The sequence below is a fragment of the Pseudogemmobacter sp. TB195 genome, assembly GCF_058313095.1.
Map to the genome: position 1 here is coordinate 45,913 of NZ_JBZEGG010000001.1, position 19,586 is coordinate 65,498.

The 19,586-nt window shown below is 65.8% G+C and carries 17 protein-coding genes; 9 read left to right on the top strand and 8 right to left on the bottom strand.

Annotation, left to right across the window (positions count from 1 at the left end; genetic code table 11):
* Entirely contained in the window at positions 1 to 867 is an 867-nt protein-coding gene (gene hemF / locus AC4FS3_RS00245; RefSeq protein ID WP_283176843.1) for an oxygen-dependent coproporphyrinogen oxidase, read from the bottom strand.
* 131 nt (positions 868 to 998) lie between these two features.
* Here hemF and AC4FS3_RS00250 point away from each other — a divergent pair, with 131 nt between their 5' ends.
* Complete coding sequence (locus tag AC4FS3_RS00250) at positions 999 to 1,403, top strand: hypothetical protein (RefSeq protein WP_491018860.1); 405 nt, start codon at positions 999 to 1,001, stop codon at positions 1,401 to 1,403.
* 85 nt (positions 1,404 to 1,488) lie between these two features.
* On the opposite strand, the gene AC4FS3_RS00255 is transcribed toward AC4FS3_RS00250, so the two are convergent.
* The 3 genes from AC4FS3_RS00255 to AC4FS3_RS00265 are packed head-to-tail and all read right to left on the bottom strand — an operon-like array spanning position 1,489 to position 3,855.
* Positions 1,489 to 2,616 carry a CaiB/BaiF CoA transferase family protein gene (locus AC4FS3_RS00255; RefSeq protein WP_491018861.1) on the bottom strand — a complete coding sequence of 376 codons (1,128 nt, stop codon included), beginning with the start codon at positions 2,614 to 2,616 and terminating at the stop codon, positions 1,489 to 1,491.
* Positions 2,617 to 2,621: 5 nt separating this feature from the next.
* Positions 2,622 to 3,287, bottom strand: coding sequence for a DsbA family protein (locus AC4FS3_RS00260; RefSeq protein WP_092900925.1), 666 nt, complete (start codon positions 3,285 to 3,287; stop codon positions 2,622 to 2,624).
* 10 nt (positions 3,288 to 3,297) lie between these two features.
* Positions 3,298 to 3,855, bottom strand: a complete 558-nt coding sequence (locus tag AC4FS3_RS00265; protein WP_491018862.1) for a DUF721 domain-containing protein — start codon at positions 3,853 to 3,855, stop codon at positions 3,298 to 3,300.
* Positions 3,856 to 4,062: 207 nt separating this feature from the next.
* Between AC4FS3_RS00265 and AC4FS3_RS00270 the strand changes: the two genes are divergently transcribed.
* Positions 4,063 to 5,238: an A/G-specific adenine glycosylase gene (locus tag AC4FS3_RS00270; protein WP_491018863.1), complete on the top strand. Its 1,176-nt coding sequence runs from the start codon at positions 4,063 to 4,065 to the stop codon at positions 5,236 to 5,238.
* Positions 5,239 to 5,541: 303 nt separating this feature from the next.
* Positions 5,542 to 6,696 carry an alkane 1-monooxygenase gene (locus AC4FS3_RS00275; protein ID WP_491018864.1) on the top strand — a complete coding sequence of 385 codons (1,155 nt, stop codon included), beginning with the start codon at positions 5,542 to 5,544 and terminating at the stop codon, positions 6,694 to 6,696.
* A 15-nt stretch (positions 6,697 to 6,711) separates the two neighbouring features.
* Here the strand turns inward: AC4FS3_RS00275 and AC4FS3_RS00280 are convergent, their stop codons facing one another.
* Both AC4FS3_RS00280 and AC4FS3_RS00285 read right to left on the bottom strand, forming a co-directional pair.
* Positions 6,712 to 8,841 carry a caspase family protein gene (locus AC4FS3_RS00280; RefSeq protein ID WP_491018865.1) on the bottom strand — a complete coding sequence of 710 codons (2,130 nt, stop codon included), beginning with the start codon at positions 8,839 to 8,841 and terminating at the stop codon, positions 6,712 to 6,714.
* A gap of 27 nt (positions 8,842 to 8,868) precedes the next feature.
* Entirely contained in the window at positions 8,869 to 9,507 is a 639-nt protein-coding gene (locus AC4FS3_RS00285; RefSeq protein WP_491018866.1) for a hypothetical protein, read from the bottom strand.
* Positions 9,508 to 9,672: 165 nt separating this feature from the next.
* On the opposite strand from AC4FS3_RS00285, the gene AC4FS3_RS00290 reads away from it, so the two are divergent.
* The 5 genes from AC4FS3_RS00290 to AC4FS3_RS00310 all read left to right on the top strand — a co-directional run bounded on the left by AC4FS3_RS00290 (position 9,673) and on the right by AC4FS3_RS00310 (position 16,444).
* The gene (locus AC4FS3_RS00290) at positions 9,673 to 11,091 is read left to right on the top strand and encodes a S1C family serine protease (protein WP_491018867.1); all 1,419 of its coding nucleotides are present in this window, start codon (positions 9,673 to 9,675) and stop codon (positions 11,089 to 11,091) included.
* Between the two features lie 7 nt (positions 11,092 to 11,098).
* The gene (locus tag AC4FS3_RS00295; RefSeq protein WP_491018868.1) at positions 11,099 to 11,809 is read left to right on the top strand and encodes a response regulator transcription factor; all 711 of its coding nucleotides are present in this window, start codon (positions 11,099 to 11,101) and stop codon (positions 11,807 to 11,809) included.
* On the top strand, positions 11,799 to 13,178 hold the full coding sequence (locus AC4FS3_RS00300; protein ID WP_491018869.1) for a sensor histidine kinase: 1,380 nt from the start codon (positions 11,799 to 11,801) through the stop codon (positions 13,176 to 13,178). The genes AC4FS3_RS00295 and AC4FS3_RS00300 overlap by 11 nt, the downstream gene beginning before the upstream one ends.
* A gap of 101 nt (positions 13,179 to 13,279) precedes the next feature.
* Positions 13,280 to 15,307, top strand: a complete 2,028-nt coding sequence (locus AC4FS3_RS00305; RefSeq protein ID WP_491018870.1) for a caspase family protein — start codon at positions 13,280 to 13,282, stop codon at positions 15,305 to 15,307.
* A gap of 45 nt (positions 15,308 to 15,352) precedes the next feature.
* Positions 15,353 to 16,444 (top strand): serine protease, encoded by a 1,092-nt coding sequence (locus tag AC4FS3_RS00310; RefSeq protein ID WP_491018871.1) that lies wholly within the window; start codon positions 15,353 to 15,355, stop codon positions 16,442 to 16,444.
* Between the two features lie 101 nt (positions 16,445 to 16,545).
* On the opposite strand, the gene AC4FS3_RS00315 is transcribed toward AC4FS3_RS00310, so the two are convergent.
* The gene (locus tag AC4FS3_RS00315) at positions 16,546 to 17,262 is read right to left on the bottom strand and encodes a hypothetical protein (protein ID WP_491018872.1); all 717 of its coding nucleotides are present in this window, start codon (positions 17,260 to 17,262) and stop codon (positions 16,546 to 16,548) included.
* Between the two features lie 95 nt (positions 17,263 to 17,357).
* Positions 17,358 to 18,101, bottom strand: coding sequence for a hypothetical protein (locus AC4FS3_RS00320; protein WP_491018873.1), 744 nt, complete (start codon positions 18,099 to 18,101; stop codon positions 17,358 to 17,360).
* A 139-nt stretch (positions 18,102 to 18,240) separates the two neighbouring features.
* Between AC4FS3_RS00320 and AC4FS3_RS00325 the strand changes: the two genes are divergently transcribed.
* Positions 18,241 to 19,578, top strand: coding sequence for an RNA polymerase factor sigma-54 (locus AC4FS3_RS00325; RefSeq protein ID WP_491018874.1), 1,338 nt, complete (start codon positions 18,241 to 18,243; stop codon positions 19,576 to 19,578).
* Positions 19,579 to 19,586: the final 8 nt, after the last annotated feature.

Here is a 19,586-nt window from a genome sequence, read left to right on the forward strand (position 1 = left end):
TCAGATCCATTTTGCCAGAGGTGGCAGGGACATAAGAACAGCATTAGCGTCATGGCCGGTCTCGAGGCCGAATTTCGTGCCCCGGTCATAGACAAGGTTATATTCGGCATAAAGGCCGCGATGGACAAGCTGTGCCTCGCGCTCGGGTCCGGCGAAAGCCTCGCCGATATGGCGTTCGGTCACTGGCAGGAAGGCGGGCAGGAAGGCCTCACCCACAGCGCGGGTAAAGGCGAAATCGGCCTCCCAGTCGCCGGTATTGAGGTCGTCGTAGAAGATACCGCCGACACCGCGCGCGCGACCGCGATGCGGGATGAAGAAATACTCATCCGCCCAGGGTTTGAACTTCGCGTAATAGCCCGGGTCATGGGCATCGCAGGCGGCCTGCAACACGCCATGAAAATGCGCGGTGTCCTCAGTATATTCCAGACAGGGGTTCAGATCGGCGCCGCCACCAAACCACCAGGCATGCGGCGTCCAGAACATGCGGGTGTTCATATGCACCGCCGGGCAATGCGGGTTCTGCATATGGGCAACGAGACTGATGCCGCTGGCCCAGAACCGCGGATCCTGCTCCATCCCGGGCACACCGCGCGCTGCCATCGCCTTTTGCGCCCGCGCGCCCAGTGACCCGTGGACCGCGGACCAGTTGACGCCGACCTTCTCAAATACCCTGCCGCCGCGCATCACGCTCATGATGCCACCGCCGCCGTCATTTTCGCGGCTGGTGGGGGTGACCTCGAAACGGCCAGGCGCAAGATCCCCGGGCGCGCGATCCTCCAGATCCTCGAACGCCGCGACAATCCGGTCGCGCAGTGTACGGAACCAGTCCGAAGCCCGTATCTTGTATTCGGTCAGATCGTTGCCCATTGTCACATCCATCGTCTCGGCCAGCCTTTGCCTATCACCGCAAGCCAGAGCCTCCAACCCGTTTGGCCCCTGTCCCGGCTATGCCATGCTGGTCGCCAGCCGCTCCCCGCCAGACCCTCGCGAGTCGCATCATGAAAAAAACCGCCGCCTTTCTTATCCTCACCACCCTCGCCGCCTGCGGCACGCCGCAAGAACAATGTATCAGCCGCAATACGCGCGATCTGCGGACAGTGGAAAAGCTGATCGGCGAATCGCAGGGCAATCTGCAGCGCGGCTATGCGATTGAACGCTATGAGGTCACTGTGCCCGACTGGCGGCCCTGTATCCGCTATGTGCCCGGCACCAAAGAAGACCCGACGCCGCGCCCGGTCTCGACCACCTGCCGCAGCTGGGACACCGAGGTCCGCACCAGGCCGCGCTCAATCGACCTCGCGCTCGAGGCGAAAAAGCTCTCGCAACTGCAGGTAAAACAGCGCGATCTGTCGCGCCAGGCGCAATCCGTGATCACGCAATGCAAGGCGGCCTATCCCGAATAGGCTGCCTCTCTTCATCTGTCTGAAAATATCCCGGGGGGAGCGCCCTGAAAGGGCGCCGGGGGGCTGCCCCCCCGCCTTCTCCGCTTCAGCCAAAAATCTCGGCCTGATGCTGACCCAGACGCGGCGAGGGCGCGCCCAGCGACAGCTCCGCCCCCGAGAAGCTCATCGGGCTGCGCACCCCCGGCACGCCGCCGGGTGCGATCTGCAGGGCGCGGGCAATGATCTGCGGGTCCGAGAAGACCTCGGCCATATCATTGATCGGGCCGGCAGGGACGCCATTGGCCTCGCAGGCGGCCAGCAGCTCTGCTTTGGTCATGGCGCGGGTCGCAGCAGACAGTCTGTCGGTCAGCCCGGCGCGATACGTCACACGGTCGGCATTGGTCATAAAGGCCGGATCATCAGCCAGGTCGCTCAGGCCAAGCAGGCCGCAAAGCTTGCGGAACTGGCCGTCATTGCCGATCGCAAGGATCAGCCAGCCATCCGAACAGTCAAACACCGCATAGGGCGCGAGGTTCGGATGGGCATTGCCCATCTTCACCGGCGCGGTGCCCGTCGCGAGGTAATTCATCGCCTGATTGGCCATGATCGCGGTCGCCACATCCATCAGCGCCATGTCGATATGCTGACCTGCCCCGGTGCGGCCGCGCTGGATCAGCGCCGCCATGATCGCGTTCGAGGCATAGATGCCGGTAAACACATCCGTCACCGCCACACCGACCTTTTGCGGCTGGCCATCGGCCGGGCCGGTGACCGACATCAGCCCGGCCATGCCCTGGATGATGAAATCATAGCCCGCGCGATGCGCATAGGGCCCGGTCTGGCCGAAACCGGTGATCGAGCAATAGATCAGCCCCGGATTGATCTCTTTCAGGCTGACATAATCCAGCCCGTATTTCGCCAGACCGCCGAGCTTGAAATTCTCGATCACCACATCGGCGGTCCGGATCAGCTCGCGCACCCGCGCCTGATCGGCTGGCCCGCGGAAATCGGCGGTCACGCTTTTCTTGCCGCGATTGCAGCAATGGAAATAAGCGGCCGAGGTCTCGCCCTCATGGGTGATAAAAGGGGGGCCCCAGCGGCGGGTATCATCGCCCTCCGGAGCCTCGACCTTGATCACTTCCGCGCCGAGATCGGCGAGGATCTGGCCCGCCCAGGGGCCAGCGAGAATCCGCGCCAGCTCGACGACGCGGATGCCTTCCAGCGGCGCGGACATCGGGATCAGCCCGCCAGTTTCGCGTCGATCAGCGATTTGAGATTATCCCAGGCCCAGTTGTCGACTTTTTCACCGTCCAGGATGACGGTTGGCGTGCCGGTCACTTTGTCAGCGGCCATATTGGCCTCGAACTGCTTCAGCATCTCTTCCCCGAAAGCCTCATTGGCGGTGCAGGCATCCAGCTGCTCGTTGGTGAGGCCGGCGGTCAGGCCGATGGTGCGCAATTTGTCCATCACCACGGTCGGGTCCGAGGAATCGAGCCATTTTGCCTGGGTCGAAAAGACGATATCCGAGATGCCTTCATACCGCTTGTTGTCGTCGCAGCGCGCGATCATCCCGGCCCAGAAGCCGTAGCGGTCGAAATAGACCTCCCGCAGGGTGAAATGCACCTTGCCGGTATCGATATAGTCAGACTTCAGCTTCGGGTAGATCGTGTCATGGAAATTGGCACAATGCGGGCAGGTGAAGCTGGCATATTCAACGATTTTCACCTTCGCATCCGGATCGCCCAGGGTGAAGTCGCGCGGGGTGAGAGCGGCTGACGCAGGCGCATCGGTGGCCGCTTCCGGGGCGGCTTCGCCTTCGGATGCGGTGGTCTCCTGCGCCCAGGCCGGCGCTGCGGCGAGCGTTGCGGCCATCGAAAGCAGCAGCCGGCGGTTGATCATGGTCATTGTCTCGTCCTCATTTCCTGTCTGGGCGGGATAATATGTTCTGCGCGAGCCGCTCAAGCGCTGCGCGAAGGCCGGGATCGCCGACGCCTTCGGTCTGCCGCGCGGCGGTGGCGGTAAGTTTTGCCTCGGCCTCCGGGTCAGGGCGTGGCACTGCGGGGGCATGGGTGAATTGCGCCTGGCCATCGGCAAAGCCGGTGCTGGCGGTCTGGGTCAGATGAACGCGCGAAATCGCGTTATAGCCATAGACAGCGTTGACCCGTTCACGGATCCGGTCAAGCTGCATGCCAATCATCGGCGCATGTGCGCCCTGGACCAGCAGCGTGAGCGTGGCGCCCATGCCCGAGCCTTTGCCGCCCGGGCCTGCGGTCGCATAGCCGATCTTCACCGGCCGGGTGATCTTTGCGATATCTTCGCCGACGGTCTCGGCCCAATGGGTCACCAGACGCGCCACCGCAAAACCCCGCGCCTCTCCCGCGCCGCGCACCTGGTTCGAGACCAGCGAGAATGCCGGTTCGAACCCGCGCCGGCGGTGTTCTTTTGACGGAAGGCTGGCGGGCTTGCGCGCCATGGGGTCCTGTCTTTGCCAGATCGGTATGGCCGGAAATGGGCGCGCCATGAACGCGCCATGAAAGCGCACACAGACGGTTTCCCCGGCCAAATTCGCAGCCTATCTTAGAGCAAGCAGGCGCGGCGGAAAGCCCGGAAGCAATACCGGCGGCAACGGAGGCCATAAATCTTGCGTGAAAGCGCTGTAAGAAATCAGCAGCCGGCCCGGATGCCTGGCGGGGAGACGGCCGATATAAGTGTGGCGCTGCTGGCCTGGTATGACCGCCATGCGCGCGAGATGCCCTGGCGGGTCGGCCCCGCCGCGCGGGCTGCGGGCCTGCGCCCTGATCCCTACCGGGTCTGGCTGTCAGAGGTGATGTTGCAGCAGACGACGGTGGCGGCGGTGCGGGGCTACTTCCTGCGCTTCACCGCGCGCTGGCCGGATGTCGCGGCGCTGGCGGCAGCGCCGGATGAGGCGGTGATGGCGGAATGGGCGGGGCTCGGCTATTATGCGCGGGCGCGCAACCTGCTGAAATGCGCGCGTGCCATCGCGGCGCGGGGCGGCTTTCCCGAAAGCCGTGACGGGCTGCTGACGCTGCCCGGGATCGGGCCCTATACGGCGGCGGCAGTGGCGGCGATTGCTTTCGACGAGCCCGCCGTGGTCGTGGATGGCAATGTCGAGCGGGTGATGTCGCGGCTTTTCCAGGTGGAAACCCCGCTGCCGGCGGCGAAATCAGAGCTGACGGAACTGGCAGCGAGGCTGACCCCGGCCATTCGGCCAGGAGATTATGCCCAGGCAGTGATGGACCTTGGCGCGACCATCTGCACCCCGAGATCCCCGGCCTGCGGGATCTGCCCTCTGATGCTGCCCTGCGCGGCGCGGGCCGCCGGAAATCAGGCCGACCTGCCCCGCAAGCTCGCGAAGCCGGAAAAGCCCGTGCGGGAAGGTGTGGTCTGGCTCTTGCGCAGCCCGCAAGGATGGTTGCTGGAACGGCGCCCTGAAACAGGCCTCCTGGGCGGTATGATCGGCCTTCCCGGCGATGGCTGGGACCAGCGCCCCGCCAAAGCCGCGCGCAACGCTCTTCCGGCCGAAGGCCGGGCGCGCCGGACTTTGTCCGGCGCGCCCGGTCCCGGGGGGGGCAGGGGGGGCTCTGGCCCCCCTGCCCCCCCCGGGACACCCTGCCCGACCACAGCGCCAGCCGATGCCGACTGGCAGAAGGCTGGCGAAATCCGCCATACCTTCACCCATTTTCACCTCATCCTGCGGATCATGATCGCCCATTCCGATATCAATCCCCGCAGAGGCGAGTTCTTTGCCGCCCATGACTTCAACCCCGACAGCCTGCCGACCGTCTTTCGCAAGGCTTTCGACCTCGGCGCCGCCAGCCTGGCCGGGAAGGACTGATGGCAAAGACAGACCCGACATGAACAGCCTTCTGCTCTCGTGATACCGGTCACGACCACCCCGGCTTTACGAGCCGGAGCAAAATGCATCCTCTCCCGCAAAATCTGGTATGGAAAAACTATGCTCGCAGCCTCTGGTCTGCAGGTCGCGCAGGGCAGCGGCCCGATCTCTGCCATGTCTCCTCCGGCAGCCATAAAATGCCCGCCCTCTGCGTGAGAGCTCCGCACAGTCTCAGCCGTCCATTTCGTCGCGTTGATCCGCGCCCGCTCCGGCGTTACCATCCGCCGCGACCGGAGGACGATCATGGCGCAGCTCTCACCCGACACCCTGGCCCGCCCTGCGCAAGCCCTGCCCTTCTGGCTTTCCCTCGGCACCCTGCCTATCGCGGTCGCGGGCCTCACCTGGGGCGGGCTCTGGGTCCTGGCACTCCCCGCCTATTGCTGGATCCTGTTCCCCGCCCTCGATGTTGCTCTGGGCCTGAACAAAAACAATGCGGACCCCGACACCCCCGATGACCGGCTCAGGGTCTATACACTGCTGACGCTGATCTGGGTGCCGATCCAGCTTGCCACCCTTGCCGTCACCCTCTGGTATCTGCCGCAAAGCGCCATGACCGGCTGGGAGAAAGCCGGCATGGTCTTTGGCATGGGAGTCATGGCTGGCACCATCGGGCTGAATTATGCACATGAGCTCCTCCACCAGAAACCGAAGATCGAGCGCCTGGCCGCAGATCTCCTCCTCGCCTCGGTGCTGCATTCGCATTTCCGCTCTGAACATATGCGCGTGCACCACCTCTATGTCGGCACGCCACGCGACACCGTCACCGCCCGCTATAACGAAGGGTTCCACCGCTTTTTCCCCCGGGTTCTGATCGGCCAGCGCCGCTCGGCCTTTGCCTCGGAAACGGCGATGCTGGCGCGCAGGAACCTGCCCTGGTGGCACCGGACGAACCCGTTCTGGCGCTATTGGGCGTTTCAGGCCGCCTTCCTCGCGCTCGCGCTGGTGCTTGGCGGCCCGGAAGGCCTCCTGATCTTCGCCGCCCAGGCCCTGATCGCGCAATGGCAGCTGGAGCTGGTGAATTATGTTGAACATTACGGCCTCACCCGCCGTCATCTGGGCGAGGGGCGCTATGAACATGCCCTGCCGCGCCATTCCTGGAATGCAGCACACAGGGCCACGAACTGGCTCCTGATCAACCTCCAGCGCCATTCGGATCACCATTATAAACCCGACCGGCGCTTCCCGCTCTTGCAGAATTACGAGAAAGACGAGGCGCCGCAGCTGCCCTTCGGCTATCCGGTGATGACCAGCCTCGCGATGATCCCGCCCTTGTGGAAACGCGCGATGAACCCGCGGGTGCGCGCCTGGCGCAAACAGTTCTACCCCGATATCAGTGACTGGAAACCCTATAACAAGGCGAAGAATCCGATGCCGAAAGGCGCGCCGCCCCGGGCCTGATCACAAAGCCCCTGATCACTCCGCCCCGGATTGATCTGCTCTGGTGCGCAGCTCGACCTGAAGGATTGCCGGCGCCGGGCCGGACGCCGCGCTGTCATCGCTCAGTGCAATCGCCCCCCGCGTGCCCTGGCCAAACCCCGCCTCATAGAGCGAGCTGGCAAAGCCGCCGCCGAGACCCGTGCTGCGCACGGCGTCCTGGGCGAGCCAGCTCAGGTCCTCGACCTTGCTATGGGGGGCCGCGGGGGTCATCACCACGATCATCCGCTCTTGCCCCATGCTCTCGCCTCCGATCGCAAAAAGCCCTTTTTTGAGCTCTTCGCCCGGATGCAGCCGCCCGGCATAAAAATGGGTGATCGAATAATCGGCGCCGATATAGAGCACATTCACATCAACCGGCTGATCCATATTGTTTTTCGCCAGAACATGGACCTCGTCATTGGTCACCAGTTCCGGCACCGGCACCAAAGGCAAGCCGCGCAGGGTCGGATGATCGGCATTGCGGGTCAGAAGCTCTACCTGGACATCCAGCGCGCCCGGCCCGTTCGCAGGCCCAAGCGCCGCGCCAAGCTTCATCAGGTTCACCGCTTTGGCAATCTCGGTCAGTTTTTCCTGCAGATTGCCGGCAAGGTCCTCCGGCGCCACGCCGGCGGTTTCCACCTTCGGCGCCTGGATCCCGCTTTCGGCAAGCCCAGTGCCGGGCAGAATCCAGAGCGCATCCGGCGTCGCGCTGTCCGGGAGCACCGCCAGCGCCAGATCAGCCTCGGATCCCGCCTTCACAAAGGTCAGGCGCGGGCCCGCGATCTCGCGCAGATCCTCCATCGCGGCTGCGAGGGCCAGCGCCGGGGCCGAGCCCCCGGGCGGCAGCGCCACGGTCAGCGAAAAATCCAGCGCCGCCTCTTTGCGCCGCAGCCAGACCCCTTCTGGCAGCTCGCCCGCGAAGGCCCCGGTCGTCGCGCTGAACGTGTCGGCCGAGGTCACCCGGACCAGCCCGAGCGCCTTGTCGCTGGCATCGGCAGCGGATGCCATAACGGCCAGCTCGGTCCCGACGGCGAGCCCGTGCAGCGTGCCGGCATTCAGCGTGAAACCGGCATCCGTCGCCACAGCCGGCCATTGCGAGACCCGCGCCCGCGCCTCGCCGCCAAAGACCACACGGTCCAGATCGCCCTCGAACAAGGGCGTCGATTTCGCGGTTCCGCGCAAAGCATATTTGCGCAGGACCTCCTGCGCGACCTGGCCGTAAGTGGCGCCGGGATATTCCGCGAGCGTCTCGAAGAGGGTGAAGGTGAAAACGCCCTGCGATTTGCGATCGGGGGCGCCGCGCGGCAGCCGCATCTCTGGCGTCATCTCGGTGCTTTGCGCGGCGTAAAAGGCCACCAGACCGCCAGGCTCCACGCCATCAGCCGCCGCCGTCGTCTCTTTCGGCAGGAAGGAAACCCCGCCCCCGGTTCCATTGCCCGCAACCCCGCTGCCGACACCGCGGTTCGCGACCTCTGCCATAGCTGACGCCCGGTCGACCGCCGCGTCGATCATCTCATCCGTGATCCCCAGCGCGGCGGGCTCAAGCTGGCGCATCACCACATCGTCCTCGGTCTCGATCGCGCGGGTGGCGGTGCCGGAGTGACAGCTGTCGAGCACGATCCACACATCGGCCCCCTTCGCGCGCAACCCGTCGAGCAGCTGGCCGATCTCATCATCGACCAGCGCATTTTCGACCGTGCCGACCGTGTTGTTCCAGCTGCCGATATCGACCGGCAGGAACAGCTCGTCGAGGCCATCGGGTTCAGAGTCGGGATCCAGCGCCGGGGCGCGGGTGCCATGGCCCGAAAGGTGGAGATAGATGAAATCGCCCGGCTGCGCCTTTGCGGTCAGCTCGGCAAAAGCCGCACGGATATTGCCCAAAGTCGCGGGATCGGCGCCCTCCCTATCGGTCAGCACCGTGACATTTTCCGCCTGAAACGGCACCGGCGCCCCGGTCAGCAGGTAATTCGCCACCAGCTCCATATCGTTTTTCGGCCCCTTCAGGGACCAGCGCTTTTCGATATTCTGATAATCGCTCGCTCCGATCAGGAGCGCATAATTCTCGCGTGCCAACGCCGGGAAGGCCAGCAGCCCAAGCGCCGTGGTCAGAAGAAACCTGCGGATCATGTCCTGCCCTTTCTGGCGTATATTCAGTCAGTTGGTCATAAGCGCGAACCCGGCATCCCGCGCACTGGAATTGACAATGACCAGGGTAAAGCTGCCATCCGCCGCCGGAGTCCAGCCACAATAGGCCACATGGGTGGGATCCGTATCGGCGCAGACCTCGCGGCCTTCGGAATCGAGAATGGTGATGTTGAGATCGAGGCCCGGCTCGGCCTCGGCATAGACTTCGGCATATTCACCGCCCCGGAACGAGAGATCCGGCAACCGGGTCTCCGCGCCTCCCTCCAGCGCGCCGATCCGGTAGACCGGGCCATGAATGACGCCCTTCCAGCTTTGTGCGGTGATATCCTCGGCCAGATCCCTGAGCGGATCGCCGGCACTTGTCAGCGCAACCGCGCTTGCGATCATCGCCTCCCATCCAAGCGGGGCGAAGGCGGGCGCAGCCCCCTGAGGGTCCGGTTCCAGCGGTTGCATATCGACCGACTTGCGCAATTGTGCGGCAGCGAGGATCAGGAGCGGATCCTGCTCCGCCACCCCCCGGGCGTAAAGCTCGGCCGACAGCGCCGCCTGACGCAGGGGACCCGGCCCTTCGGCTTTTGCCGCAGGGGCCAGCAGGGCGATCATGACAGAACTGGCCAGCCGGGCGGCGATACGGGCGGAAAGGGTCATGGGATCTGCTCGGGTCACGGGGCTGTTTCGGATTGCGGCAGGATGGGGCGATGGATGCGGGCTGTAAACGCACAATCTCAATGTGACGGGCTTTGTCATGTGACCCCGGGCGGCCCGGCGGTCTAACCTGCCGACAGCGTTGAGAAAGAGCCGGAGACTGTAAGAATGCACCTCGATAAAAGGGTCCGGAACAGGGCCTGGCCCCGCTTTGCGGCCCCGCTGCTTGCCGCCATCCTCGCTGTTCAGACGCTCCAAATCGTTGGGGTTTCCACTGCCGCGCGGGCCGAGACCATTGCGCCCGTCTCTGCGCCTCTCCGGGCCGCAACCGATCTGGCGATGGATCAGGTTCTGGTGGTGCGCAGCGCGGATCGCGAGGATGCCTTTCTCGGCTCGGCCTTTATCTGGGCAGGCGTCGCGGATATCGCCGTGACCAATGCCCATGTGGTAGGCGCGGCGGAAGAGGTGCGCGTCACCGACCGGCAGGGCAATGTGGTGATCGCCACCGTGATCGGCCGCGACAGCACCCGCGATGTCGCCATCCTGCAGCTGGAGCCAGGGCTTGCCGGCCCGGATGGTGCCGCGCTGACCGGCATCGAGGTCTCAGACGCGCGCCCCCTGCCAGGGCTTGAAGTCTATGCGCTTGGCGCGCCGCTTGGGGCGGAATTCACCCTGACGCGGGGCATGGTCTCGGCCATGGCGCGCCAGATCGATCTCGCGGTGCCGCTGATGTTCCTCCAGCATGATGCGGCGGTGAATCCCGGATCATCGGGCGGGCCTCTGGTCGACGCAACGGGGCGGCTTATGGGCATGAACAGCCGCATCGCCGATGGCAGCCGCATGTTTGTCGGCATCGCCTATGCGATTTCCGGCAGCGACCTGCGCCGCATCGTCGACGGTCTGATCGACGAAAGCCTGCTGCCCTTCCCGAAGCTCGGCCTGAATGCGCGGCCGGTGGATCGCAAGCTCGCCGATACACTGGGAGTAGCGGCCGAAGGGCTGCTGGTTGATGCGGTAAACCCTGGCGGGCTGGCTGCGGGTGCGGGCATCCTTGCCGGCGACATCATCCTGTCAGTCAATGACACAAAGCTGCAAAATCCCGGCGATTTCGCCTTCCTGCTGGATGCAATGCTGGCGGCGGGCTCTGCCGGCATCACCCTGTCCCGCGCGGGCGAGGAGCTGACCCTGGTGATGGATTTCAGCGCCGCCGCGCCCGAGCCCGGCGTGATCGGCCTCACCTTGCGCGGCCCCGAAGGCGCGCCCCCCGTCCCCGAGCGTATCCGCAGCTATCGTCTCGCGGCGCTTGGCGTGGTGCAGGGCGAAGACGGTCGGGTCTCGGATCTGACAATCAACTCCCCCGCCGCACTCGCAGGCCTCGCCAAAGGCGACCGTATCCGCGCCGTGAATGGCGCCGCGATGGACGGGCCCGGGCTGGAAGTGCTGGAAATCACCGCCGCCACGCTCTTGCTGGTCGAGGCGCCGGACGGGGTCACGCGGCATCTCTGGCTTGACCCCTGGGGCACGGCGACCGGCCCGCGTGCCATCGGCGGCGCGAATGTGCTTGACCCGGCGGTTGTGGTGTTCTGAATCTGCAATGACCATGACCGACCGCATCCTGATCATCGAGGACGACCCCGACATCGCCGCCGCCGTGGCCAATGAGGTGCGCGCGCTTGGCTGCGAGCCCAGCCATCGCGACACCCTGGCTGGCGGGCTCACCGAATCCGCCAGCGGCGATTACCGGGTGATCGTGCTCGACCGGATGCTGCCCGGCGGCGACGGGGTTGACGCCATAGCGCAGATCCGCGCCGGAGGGTCGCGCGCGATGATCCTGGTGCTTTCGGCGCTTGGCCGCGCGGCAGAGCGGGTCGAGGGGCTTGAAAAGGGCGCCGATGACTACCTGCCGAAACCCTATGAGCCCGAGGAGCTCCGCGCCCGGCTGCGCGCCCTGCTCAGGCGCGGCACGATCCAGGTCGCGGATAATGACCTTATGGCCTTTGGCGATCTGGAAATCCGGCTGAAGGCGCGCACCGTGCATGTGCGGCGCATCCATGTGCCGGTCTCGCCGCGCGAATTCGCGCTGCTCACCTTTTTTGCGCAAAATGCCAGCCATGTCGTCACCCGGATGCAGCTGCTGGAGACCGTCTGGAACCTGCATTTCGACCCTGGCACCAATGTCGTTGACGTGCATGTCGGGCGGCTGCGGCGCAAACTGGAAGAGGCCGGTGCCCATGTGATCCGCTCGGTCCGGGGCGAAGGCTATCTGTTTGCACACCCCGTGGCCGGAGATCCCGGTGGCGGCTGATCCGGGGCCGCGCCTTGTGTCCGCGCGCCCCGTGCTCCGGGCCCGCGCCACGCTGCGACTGGCAGGCCTGATGGCAGCGGCGGTCGCGGTGCTGTCGCTGGGCGCGATGGCGCTGCAATACCGGCTGGTGGCGACGAGGCTGACCGAGGCGCAAAAAGATCTGCTCTCCGCCGATCTCAGTGGTCTTGGCGCGCTTTACGACCAGCGCCGCATCATCGCGCTGCGCCAGGCAATTGACTATCGTGCGGCCTCTGGCGGGCAGGAACTCCTGCTGCTGACCGACCGTCATGGCCGGGTCCTCGCCGGAACCGAAGACCGCTGGCCCGCCGATGTGGCACCGCAAGGTGCGGGTTTTGACCTCTCCACCCCGCAGGAGATCACCCGGGACAGCGGTCGCTGGATGGTGGTGGCGCGTGAATTGCCTGGCGGCTTCGGCCTTCTGGCCGGACGCCCGCTGGCCCCGGTCGATGCGACGCTGGCGGCGCTGAGGCAGGGGATGATCGGGCTGGCCCTCGCGCTGCTGATCGCGGCGGCGCTGGTGGGCTGGATCGCGGCGCGCCAGGTGATGGGGCGGATCGGACGGCTGAACCGACTCGCGGATCAGGTCGCGGCCGGGGATCTCGAAGCCCGCCTGCCCGGCCCGCGCAAAGCGGATGAGTTCGGTCTTCTGGAAACCCATATGCATCATATGCTGGACCGGATCGAAAGCCTGAACCGCGCCACGCATCGGCTCTCGGACACCATCGCGCATGAGATGCGGACACCCTTGAACCGGATGGCGGCCAGGCTCTCGGCCATCAAAGGCCAGGAAGAGACCGTCAGCCAGTTGCGCGAAGAAATGCGCGGCGCGATCCGGATCTTCGACGCGCTTCTCGATATCTCGCGCGCCGAGGCGGATCAGGGCTCCGGCGGTGGACTGCTGCCGGTTGATCTCTCTTCCCTCGCGGAAGGGGTCTGGGAGCTCTACGAAGCGGCCGCCGAAGAAAAGGGCCTGATCCCGGTGGCGGATATCGCCCCTGGCCTGATGGTGCTGGGAGATCGCACGCTGATCTCCCAGATGCTGGCCAATCTCCTGGATAACGCGATCAAATATTGTGCCCCCGGCGACCGGCTGGGCCTGACCCTCTCCCCGGGCCCGCTGCATCTGCTCGAGATTGCGGATAGCGGCCCCGGCCTGCCCAGGGGCATGGGCGACGAGATTTTCGAGCGCTTCACCCGCGCCGACCGTGACCGGGGCATCAGGGGCCATGGCCTCGGCCTTGCGCTGGTGCGCGCGATTGCCATGCGCCATGGCGCAAAACTCTCGCTTCCGGCAACCGACCAGGGCCTGACGCTTCGCTTGGAATGGCAGCCCCTCCCCCCTGGCTGAGGCCGGATGTCTCCGGCGGGGCTCCGGGCCGCGCCACTGACCAGTGGTGACAAATGCTGTCATCACGCGCAGGCCCCTTGCCCGGTGCCGGAAGTCCAGGCATGTTTTCGCGCATGAAACCGCAGCTCACATATGCCCTGACCGCCAGCCTCCTGTTCTGGAGCACGACGCTTCATGCCGGCACCCGGGCCGTCCTGATCGGGGTTGGCGATTATGAGTATCTGGATGCCGATCTGAAAGGGCCGCCCAATGACGTGCGGCTGATGGCCGAAGTGCTGACGGGCCGCGGGATCGCGCCTGAGGCCATGACCATCCTGACCACCGATCCGGCCAATCTTCCCGAGGGCGCCACCATCGCCGCACCAACCCGCGCGGGGATATTCGCCGCGCTCGACCAGGCGGCGGCCGATGCCGCGCCAGGCGATACGCTGGTCTTCTATTTCTCTGGCCACGGCTCCCAGGCGCCCGATCTGAACGGCGATGAGGGGGGCGGCTATGACGAGATCTTCCTGCCGATGGATGCAAAGAACTGGCGAGGCGAGATCGGCATGGTGGAGAACGCCATCGTTGATGATGAGCTGAACCTCTGGGCCCAGGGCCTGCTGTCGCGCGATGTAAAGCTGGTCGGCATTATCGACGCCTGTCATTCGGCCACGGGCTTTCGCGCCATTGATCCCGATCCGGCGGCAGGCGTTGCCCGTTCGCTGAATCCCGGGGCGCTTGGGATTCCCGATGACCTGCCGCCGGTCCCGTTCACCGGCGCGGCAGAGCTGTCCGGAGATTTCGTCTTTCTCTATTCCTCGCAATCTGATGAGCGATCATTTGAATATCCGCTGGGTGATACCGGGATCTGGCATGGCGAATTCACTTTGCGCCTCGCTCAGGTTCTGGCCAGCGCCGAGGATGCGACCTGGCAGCAGGTGCTTGCCGCCACTTCGGATGCGATGATCCAGGGGGTGGCGCGGCAACTCCCCGATGCCGAGGGCACGCTTTTGCAGGAACGGGTCTTTGGTGAAGGCGCCGGCGCCGCGCGGTACCGGATCAATGGATCCGTGCTGCAGGCGGGCCTTCTGCAGGGCTTTGCCGAGGGAGGCGAGGTCGAGCTGTTCGCATCCGGCGCCGGCGGCGAGAGCATCGGATCCGTGACGCTCGGCAAGGTCGGCGCGCGCGAGGCGAAGATCAGCGACCCACTGCCGCAGGTCGCGAAAGGCGCGACGATCTGGGCCGCGCCCGGCAGGCTTCCCGATCCTGTGCCGCTGACGCTGGCGGGCCTGGTGCGCGCCGATCCCGAAGACGGGCTGGATTATGGCACCTGGGAAGCGGCGGTCGCCGCCGCGCCAAAACCGAAGCCGGGTGCGGCGCCGGATCTGGTGCCGGTCCTGACCGGTGGGCTTCTCGCGCTTGCCGGCCCCGATGCGGTGCTTGACGCGGGCGGCCCCGGGACATCACCGCGCGTCCTGGTCCTGGAGGGCGAGACCGAGGCGGAAGCGCTGGAGCGCGTGCTTTCAACCATGGCCCATGCGACGCGGTTGCGTGACGTGCTGGCCCAGGCCGCCGGGCGCGGCTTTACGAAAACCGAGGTGATATCCGTCGCAATCGAGCGCCGTCCCGGCACCGAAATCACCGACCCGGTGCAAGGCGCCTCTTGCAGCGGCAAGGCCGGGGCAGGTGCGGCGCATGACCCGGCGCAGGGGGTGAATGGCTGCGACCAGCTCTGGCTTACGCTGACCAATCGTTCGGGCAAGGCGCAGGATGTCACGGTGCTCTATCTCTCCTCAGATATGGAGGTGCTGCCGATCTGGCCTTCGCAGAATATCGTGAACCGCATCGCCCCGGGCGAGGCCGCGCGGGTCGGGTTACAGATCGACCCCGTCAGCCATGCCGAGGTCGAGGAGATCTGGATCCTGGCCGTCCCGATGAACGAGAGCCATGCGCTGCGCACCGATCTGACCTCGCTCGCCAGCGCGACGCTGCGCGGTACGGCTGAGGGTGGAAGCGACACCGCGCTTTGGCTGGAAAGCCAGATCTCACCGCAAGACGAGACCTCGATGCGCGGCTTTTCCACCAAACCCGCCGATCTGACGATGATCCGCCAGATCGTGCGGCTGAACCCGACCAATTCCGAATAGATGGCCATCAAGGCCCCAGCCCAATTCCGCAGAAGGATCAAAGAGATGACCTCGCGCTTCATGCCAGCCACTGTTCTCAGGCCGCTTTCCGCCCTGGTGCTCTTGTGCAGTGTCACCGGCAGTGCCCTGGCAGAAAGCCCCACCCACCCCGGTTTCAGCGCAAAAACCAGCGCCGCCGACAGCTCGCCCTACAGCTTTGCCGCCTCGGGCGCCAAGGCCGAGCGCGGCGAGAAAGCCGCGAAAGCCGAACCTTCGGGGGCGAAAGTGGTCGGCGGCCAGCCCGCCGCCGATGGTGCATGGCCCTGGCAGGTTGCTTTCCTGCTCGGAGGTCAGCCGATCAGCACCGACAGCCAGTTCTGCGGTGGGTCCATGGTGATGGATCGCTGGGTGCTCACCGCCGCCCATTGCGTCCATATGGCGGATGACGCCGGCAATGGGGCCGATCTGAAGCCCGGCGATTTCGACATTCTTGTCGGCACCAACCTGCTGGATGGCAGCGGCGACCGGGTGCCGGTCGAGGCGGTTTTCACCTATCCGTCCTATTCGGTGAATGATTTCGACTATGATATCGCGCTGGTCAAACTCGCGCGCAAACCGCAGGTCCCGTATAAGACGGTCGAGGTGCCGGATGCCACTTACGGCGATCTTCTGCGCGAGCCGGGGATCACCACGGTCGTCACCGGATGGGGGCTTCAGGCAGGCGCAGTGCCTTCGTCACAGCTGATGCAGGCGCAGATCCAGATGCTGGACCGCGAATTGTGCAACCAGGTCCTGCTGGAAGGTCGCGCCGAAGAGGCCGTCGAGGGCTTTGCCTTTGCGGTCAATCTGATGGATGTGCCGGAGGACAAAGCCTATGCGCTCTGGGATGAGATCATGGCTGCGGCGCCGATGCCGATGAGCGAGAATATGATCTGTTCAGGCACTTTCGAGGGCGGCAAAAGCTCGTGCAATGGTGACAGCGGCGGGCCGCTGGTGGTGCCGCTGGACAATGGAAAATACATCCAGGCCGGAATCGTCAGCTGGGGTCTGAGCGATGCGTCCGGCCATGGCTGCCCGGAAATGGCGCAGTTTTCGGCCTATACCGATGTGTCGCATTTTGTGCCCTGGCTGAATGAGGTCATCACCGCCAATCCCTGACCGGATCCGTCCGGCGCCCGAAGGCATCCTCGCAGCACCAGGAAAAACCCCGGAGCCGGCATGGCGTCCGGGGGATTCTGGTTTCGGTGCAGCCGCGCGGCTCAGTTGGTCACAAGGTCATAGGCCGCAGCGGCGGCGCCCTTGTTTTCGACCGCGACAAAGAAGAACCCGTCCCAGGAGGGCACGAAATCGCAATAGAGCCTGTCTTCCTGGCCGCCTTCATAGCAGATGACATTGCCAGTCTCATCGGTGACCATGATGTCGAGATCGGATGTCCCGTTGCCAAGTACAGCGAGTTCGGCATAGGCTCCGCCAGTGAAGGGGATTTCCCAGTTATCGGTCCGCCCCGCCGCCAGGCTGGCGCGTTGCGAAAAGGCGCCCCCGATCCGGCCCCTGGCCGTGGCAGTTTGCGCCTCAAGGATCACATCGGTCAGAAATTCATCCTGCGCGGCGAGGGTCAGCGCGAGCCCGAACATCGCCCCCGCATCTGCGGGGGCGGATGCGGCGTCCGGGCCGGCCTCACCCTCACCGCTGGTGCTGCGTTTGAACTCCTTGCCGGGCGAGACCATTGCCGAGGCGGCGAGGCGGGCGGCGGCGAGTACGGTCAGCGCATCGCCATGGGAACGGCCTAGCCCGAAAAGCTCCTGCGCCAGCGCCAGCGTCGCCACTGCGCCCGCCGCGCCAATTGCACCGGGGGTAATATTCGGCCCCTTTGCCTCTTCTGCGGCCAGCGGGCCGGCGGCCTGACCGGCGAAAAGCGCCGCAACAAACAGCCCCGCAGCAAGGCGACGGGGGGCGGAACAGGCAGGGAAAGACATGGCGGCTCCTCGTCAGGGGTCGTTCAGGCAGTGTCGCAGCCCGGCAGGGGTTTGGGAAGTCACGCAGCGGTGACAAATGCGCTCATCCGCGCGCGTCAGTTGGCGACCAGCAGATAGGCCCCGGCCCGCGCGGCGGAGCCGCCCGCAGGATTGGCAATCACCACCTCGTAAAAGCCGTTCTCGGCCGGGGTGAAACTACAGACATTGGCGGCAACGGGCCGTATCGGGCAAAGAACGCCGCCCGCGCCATCTTCGACCGCCCAGAGCAATGTGCCCCCCGCGCCCGTATCGTTCACGCCCGCATCGTTTGTGCCCGCATCGCTTTGGGGTGCATCGCTTTCTGCCTCTGTGGCGAAGACCGCGATCTCGGCGGGGCTTTGTCCGGCAAAGGGCAGCGACCAGCGATCCTCGCGCCCGGGCTTCAGCTCTGCCGCCATCTGGCTGACCCCACCGCGCAGCACCGGCGGCGGCAGTTCATAAAGCAGATCGCTGAGCGCCTCACCCTCTTCGGCCATCAGCAGCGCGCCCGACCAGGCAGCGCCAGAGGTCAGCAGATCAGGTGTCGCCCGCAGGCCCGCCGCCCCCTGTCCCTGCAGCACCGGCCCGGCATAATTGCCACTTTGCCGCTCCCAATGGCTCGCCTCGCGATGGCGGATCGTCGCCGCAAGTCGCGCTGCGACCGCCATGCCCAAAGCATCGCCCCGCCCCTCGGCCTGATCATAAAGCCTGAGCGCGAGCGCCAGCGTGGCCACCGGACCCGGAGCCTTCGCCTCGCCTTCGGCAAGCGCGGGGACGGGGGCAGAACAGAGAAGGATCAGGGCCAGAGACGCGCGGAACATGGGGCACAGCAGGCAAAGGGGGAATTGCCCGGTCAATTCTGGCGCAAAGCGCGGCAAGAGAGAAGCCGCAAAGCGACCCATGGGCAGGCGGCCTTCTTTGCCGATTGAAGTGCCGCCCGCGCCCCGGCAAAGTCGCGCCATGAAACAGCGCAACCGCATCACCATCGCCCAGAAACAGCGCCTGTCACTGAACCTGTCCCTGGTCAGCGCGATTTCCATGCTGAAATCGGATGCGGGCTCGCTTGGCGACTGGCTCGAGGATATGGCCGCGCAAAACCCGCAATTGCAGCTGGTGCCCCCGCCGGCGCTGCCCGTGATCTGGGCGCCGCGCTGGCATGATGCGCTGTCGCGGCAATCGCGGGCAGGCGGCGGGATCGAGGCGCTTGCAGGCCCCGCGCCGGGGTTGCAGGCCCATGTCGCGGCAGGCGTGGCGCTGATGCGGCTGACACCTGCCGAAATGCGGCTGGCGCTGGCGCTGTGTTCGGCGCTGGAACCAAGCGGCTGGCTCGGCCCGCCGCTTGGCCGGCTTGCACGCGAGACCGGCAGCACGCCGGCGGCCCTGGAAGCGGTGCTGCTGAAACTCCAGGCGATGGAACCTGCCGGGCTTTTTGCGCGCAACCTTGCGGAATGCCTGAGCCTCCAGGCCCGCGAGGCCGGGGAGCACGACCCGGTGATGCAGGCGGTGCTGGCCAATCTGACGCTGGTCGCGACCGGCAATCTGGACGCGCTGGCGATAAAGACCGGCGCAACGACCGAGGAAATCGCGCATCGCATCCGCGCGCTGCGCAGCTACGACCCTAAGCCCGGCGCGCGGTTTCAGCCCGGCTGCGCCCCGGTGGCCGAGCCGGATCTGGTGCTGCGCGACGGACCTTCGGGGCCCGAGCTCAGCCTGAACCAGTCGGCGCTGCCTTCGATCCGGCTGCAGCCCGCAACAGGGGCCGGCGACCGCTCTGCCGCGCGTGAGGTGATCCGCCTTGTGGAAAGCCGCAACCATTCGCTGCTGCGTATCGCGACCGAGATCCTGCGCCGCCAGCCCTTGGTGGCGAAACAGGGGCTGCGCGCGCTTTCCCCCATGACCATGAGCGACGTGGCGGCGGCCCTCGGCCTGCATCAGAGCACCGTAAGCCGGCTCGTCCAGGGCACCTCGGTCGATACCGGCACGGGGGTCTATTGGCTGCGCGCGATGTTCTCGCCCGCCGTGCGCAAGGGCGGGCCGGCAGGGGCGGCGATGCGCGATGCGCTGGCGCAGATGATCGCAGCCGAAGACCCGCTCGCGCCCCTGACCGACGCTACCCTTGCAGAAGCCCTGGCCGGTGCCGGCGCACCACTGGCCCGGCGCACCATCGCCAAATACCGCGAGCAGCTGGGCATCCCGGTGGCATCCCGGCGCAAACAAGCGGTGAAACTGTCATCCGCGACGCGAAAGCGGGCGGAAAACGTCGCTTCCGGGGATGACCCGGCTTGCCTGCCGCAGTAGCAAGGGGC

Excerpts from the sequence above, each read along its gene's own strand:
- hemF (WP_283176843.1), bottom strand. The coding sequence starts at position 867 with ATGGGCAACGATCTGACCGAATACAAGATACGGGCTTCGGACTGGTTC.
- AC4FS3_RS00310 (WP_491018871.1), top strand. The coding sequence starts at position 15,353 with ATGACCTCGCGCTTCATGCCAGCCACTGTTCTCAGGCCGCTTTCCGCC.
- AC4FS3_RS00255 (WP_491018861.1), bottom strand. The coding sequence starts at position 2,616 with ATGTCCGCGCCGCTGGAAGGCATCCGCGTCGTCGAGCTGGCGCGGATT.
- AC4FS3_RS00265 (WP_491018862.1), bottom strand. The coding sequence starts at position 3,855 with ATGGCGCGCAAGCCCGCCAGCCTTCCGTCAAAAGAACACCGCCGGCGC.
- AC4FS3_RS00280 (WP_491018865.1), bottom strand. The coding sequence starts at position 8,841 with ATGATCCGCAGGTTTCTTCTGACCACGGCGCTTGGGCTGCTGGCCTTC.
- AC4FS3_RS00285 (WP_491018866.1), bottom strand. The coding sequence starts at position 9,507 with ATGACCCTTTCCGCCCGTATCGCCGCCCGGCTGGCCAGTTCTGTCATG.
- AC4FS3_RS00290 (WP_491018867.1), top strand. The coding sequence starts at position 9,673 with ATGCACCTCGATAAAAGGGTCCGGAACAGGGCCTGGCCCCGCTTTGCG.
- AC4FS3_RS00305 (WP_491018870.1), top strand. The coding sequence starts at position 13,280 with ATGTTTTCGCGCATGAAACCGCAGCTCACATATGCCCTGACCGCCAGC.
- AC4FS3_RS00260 (WP_092900925.1), bottom strand. The coding sequence starts at position 3,287 with ATGACCATGATCAACCGCCGGCTGCTGCTTTCGATGGCCGCAACGCTC.
- AC4FS3_RS00250 (WP_491018860.1), top strand. The coding sequence starts at position 999 with ATGAAAAAAACCGCCGCCTTTCTTATCCTCACCACCCTCGCCGCCTGC.
- AC4FS3_RS00270 (WP_491018863.1), top strand. The coding sequence starts at position 4,063 with ATGCCTGGCGGGGAGACGGCCGATATAAGTGTGGCGCTGCTGGCCTGG.
- AC4FS3_RS00295 (WP_491018868.1), top strand. The coding sequence starts at position 11,099 with ATGACCATGACCGACCGCATCCTGATCATCGAGGACGACCCCGACATC.
- AC4FS3_RS00325 (WP_491018874.1), top strand. The coding sequence starts at position 18,241 with ATGAAACAGCGCAACCGCATCACCATCGCCCAGAAACAGCGCCTGTCA.
- AC4FS3_RS00275 (WP_491018864.1), top strand. The coding sequence starts at position 5,542 with ATGGCGCAGCTCTCACCCGACACCCTGGCCCGCCCTGCGCAAGCCCTG.
- AC4FS3_RS00320 (WP_491018873.1), bottom strand. The coding sequence starts at position 18,101 with ATGTTCCGCGCGTCTCTGGCCCTGATCCTTCTCTGTTCTGCCCCCGTC.
- AC4FS3_RS00315 (WP_491018872.1), bottom strand. The coding sequence starts at position 17,262 with ATGTCTTTCCCTGCCTGTTCCGCCCCCCGTCGCCTTGCTGCGGGGCTG.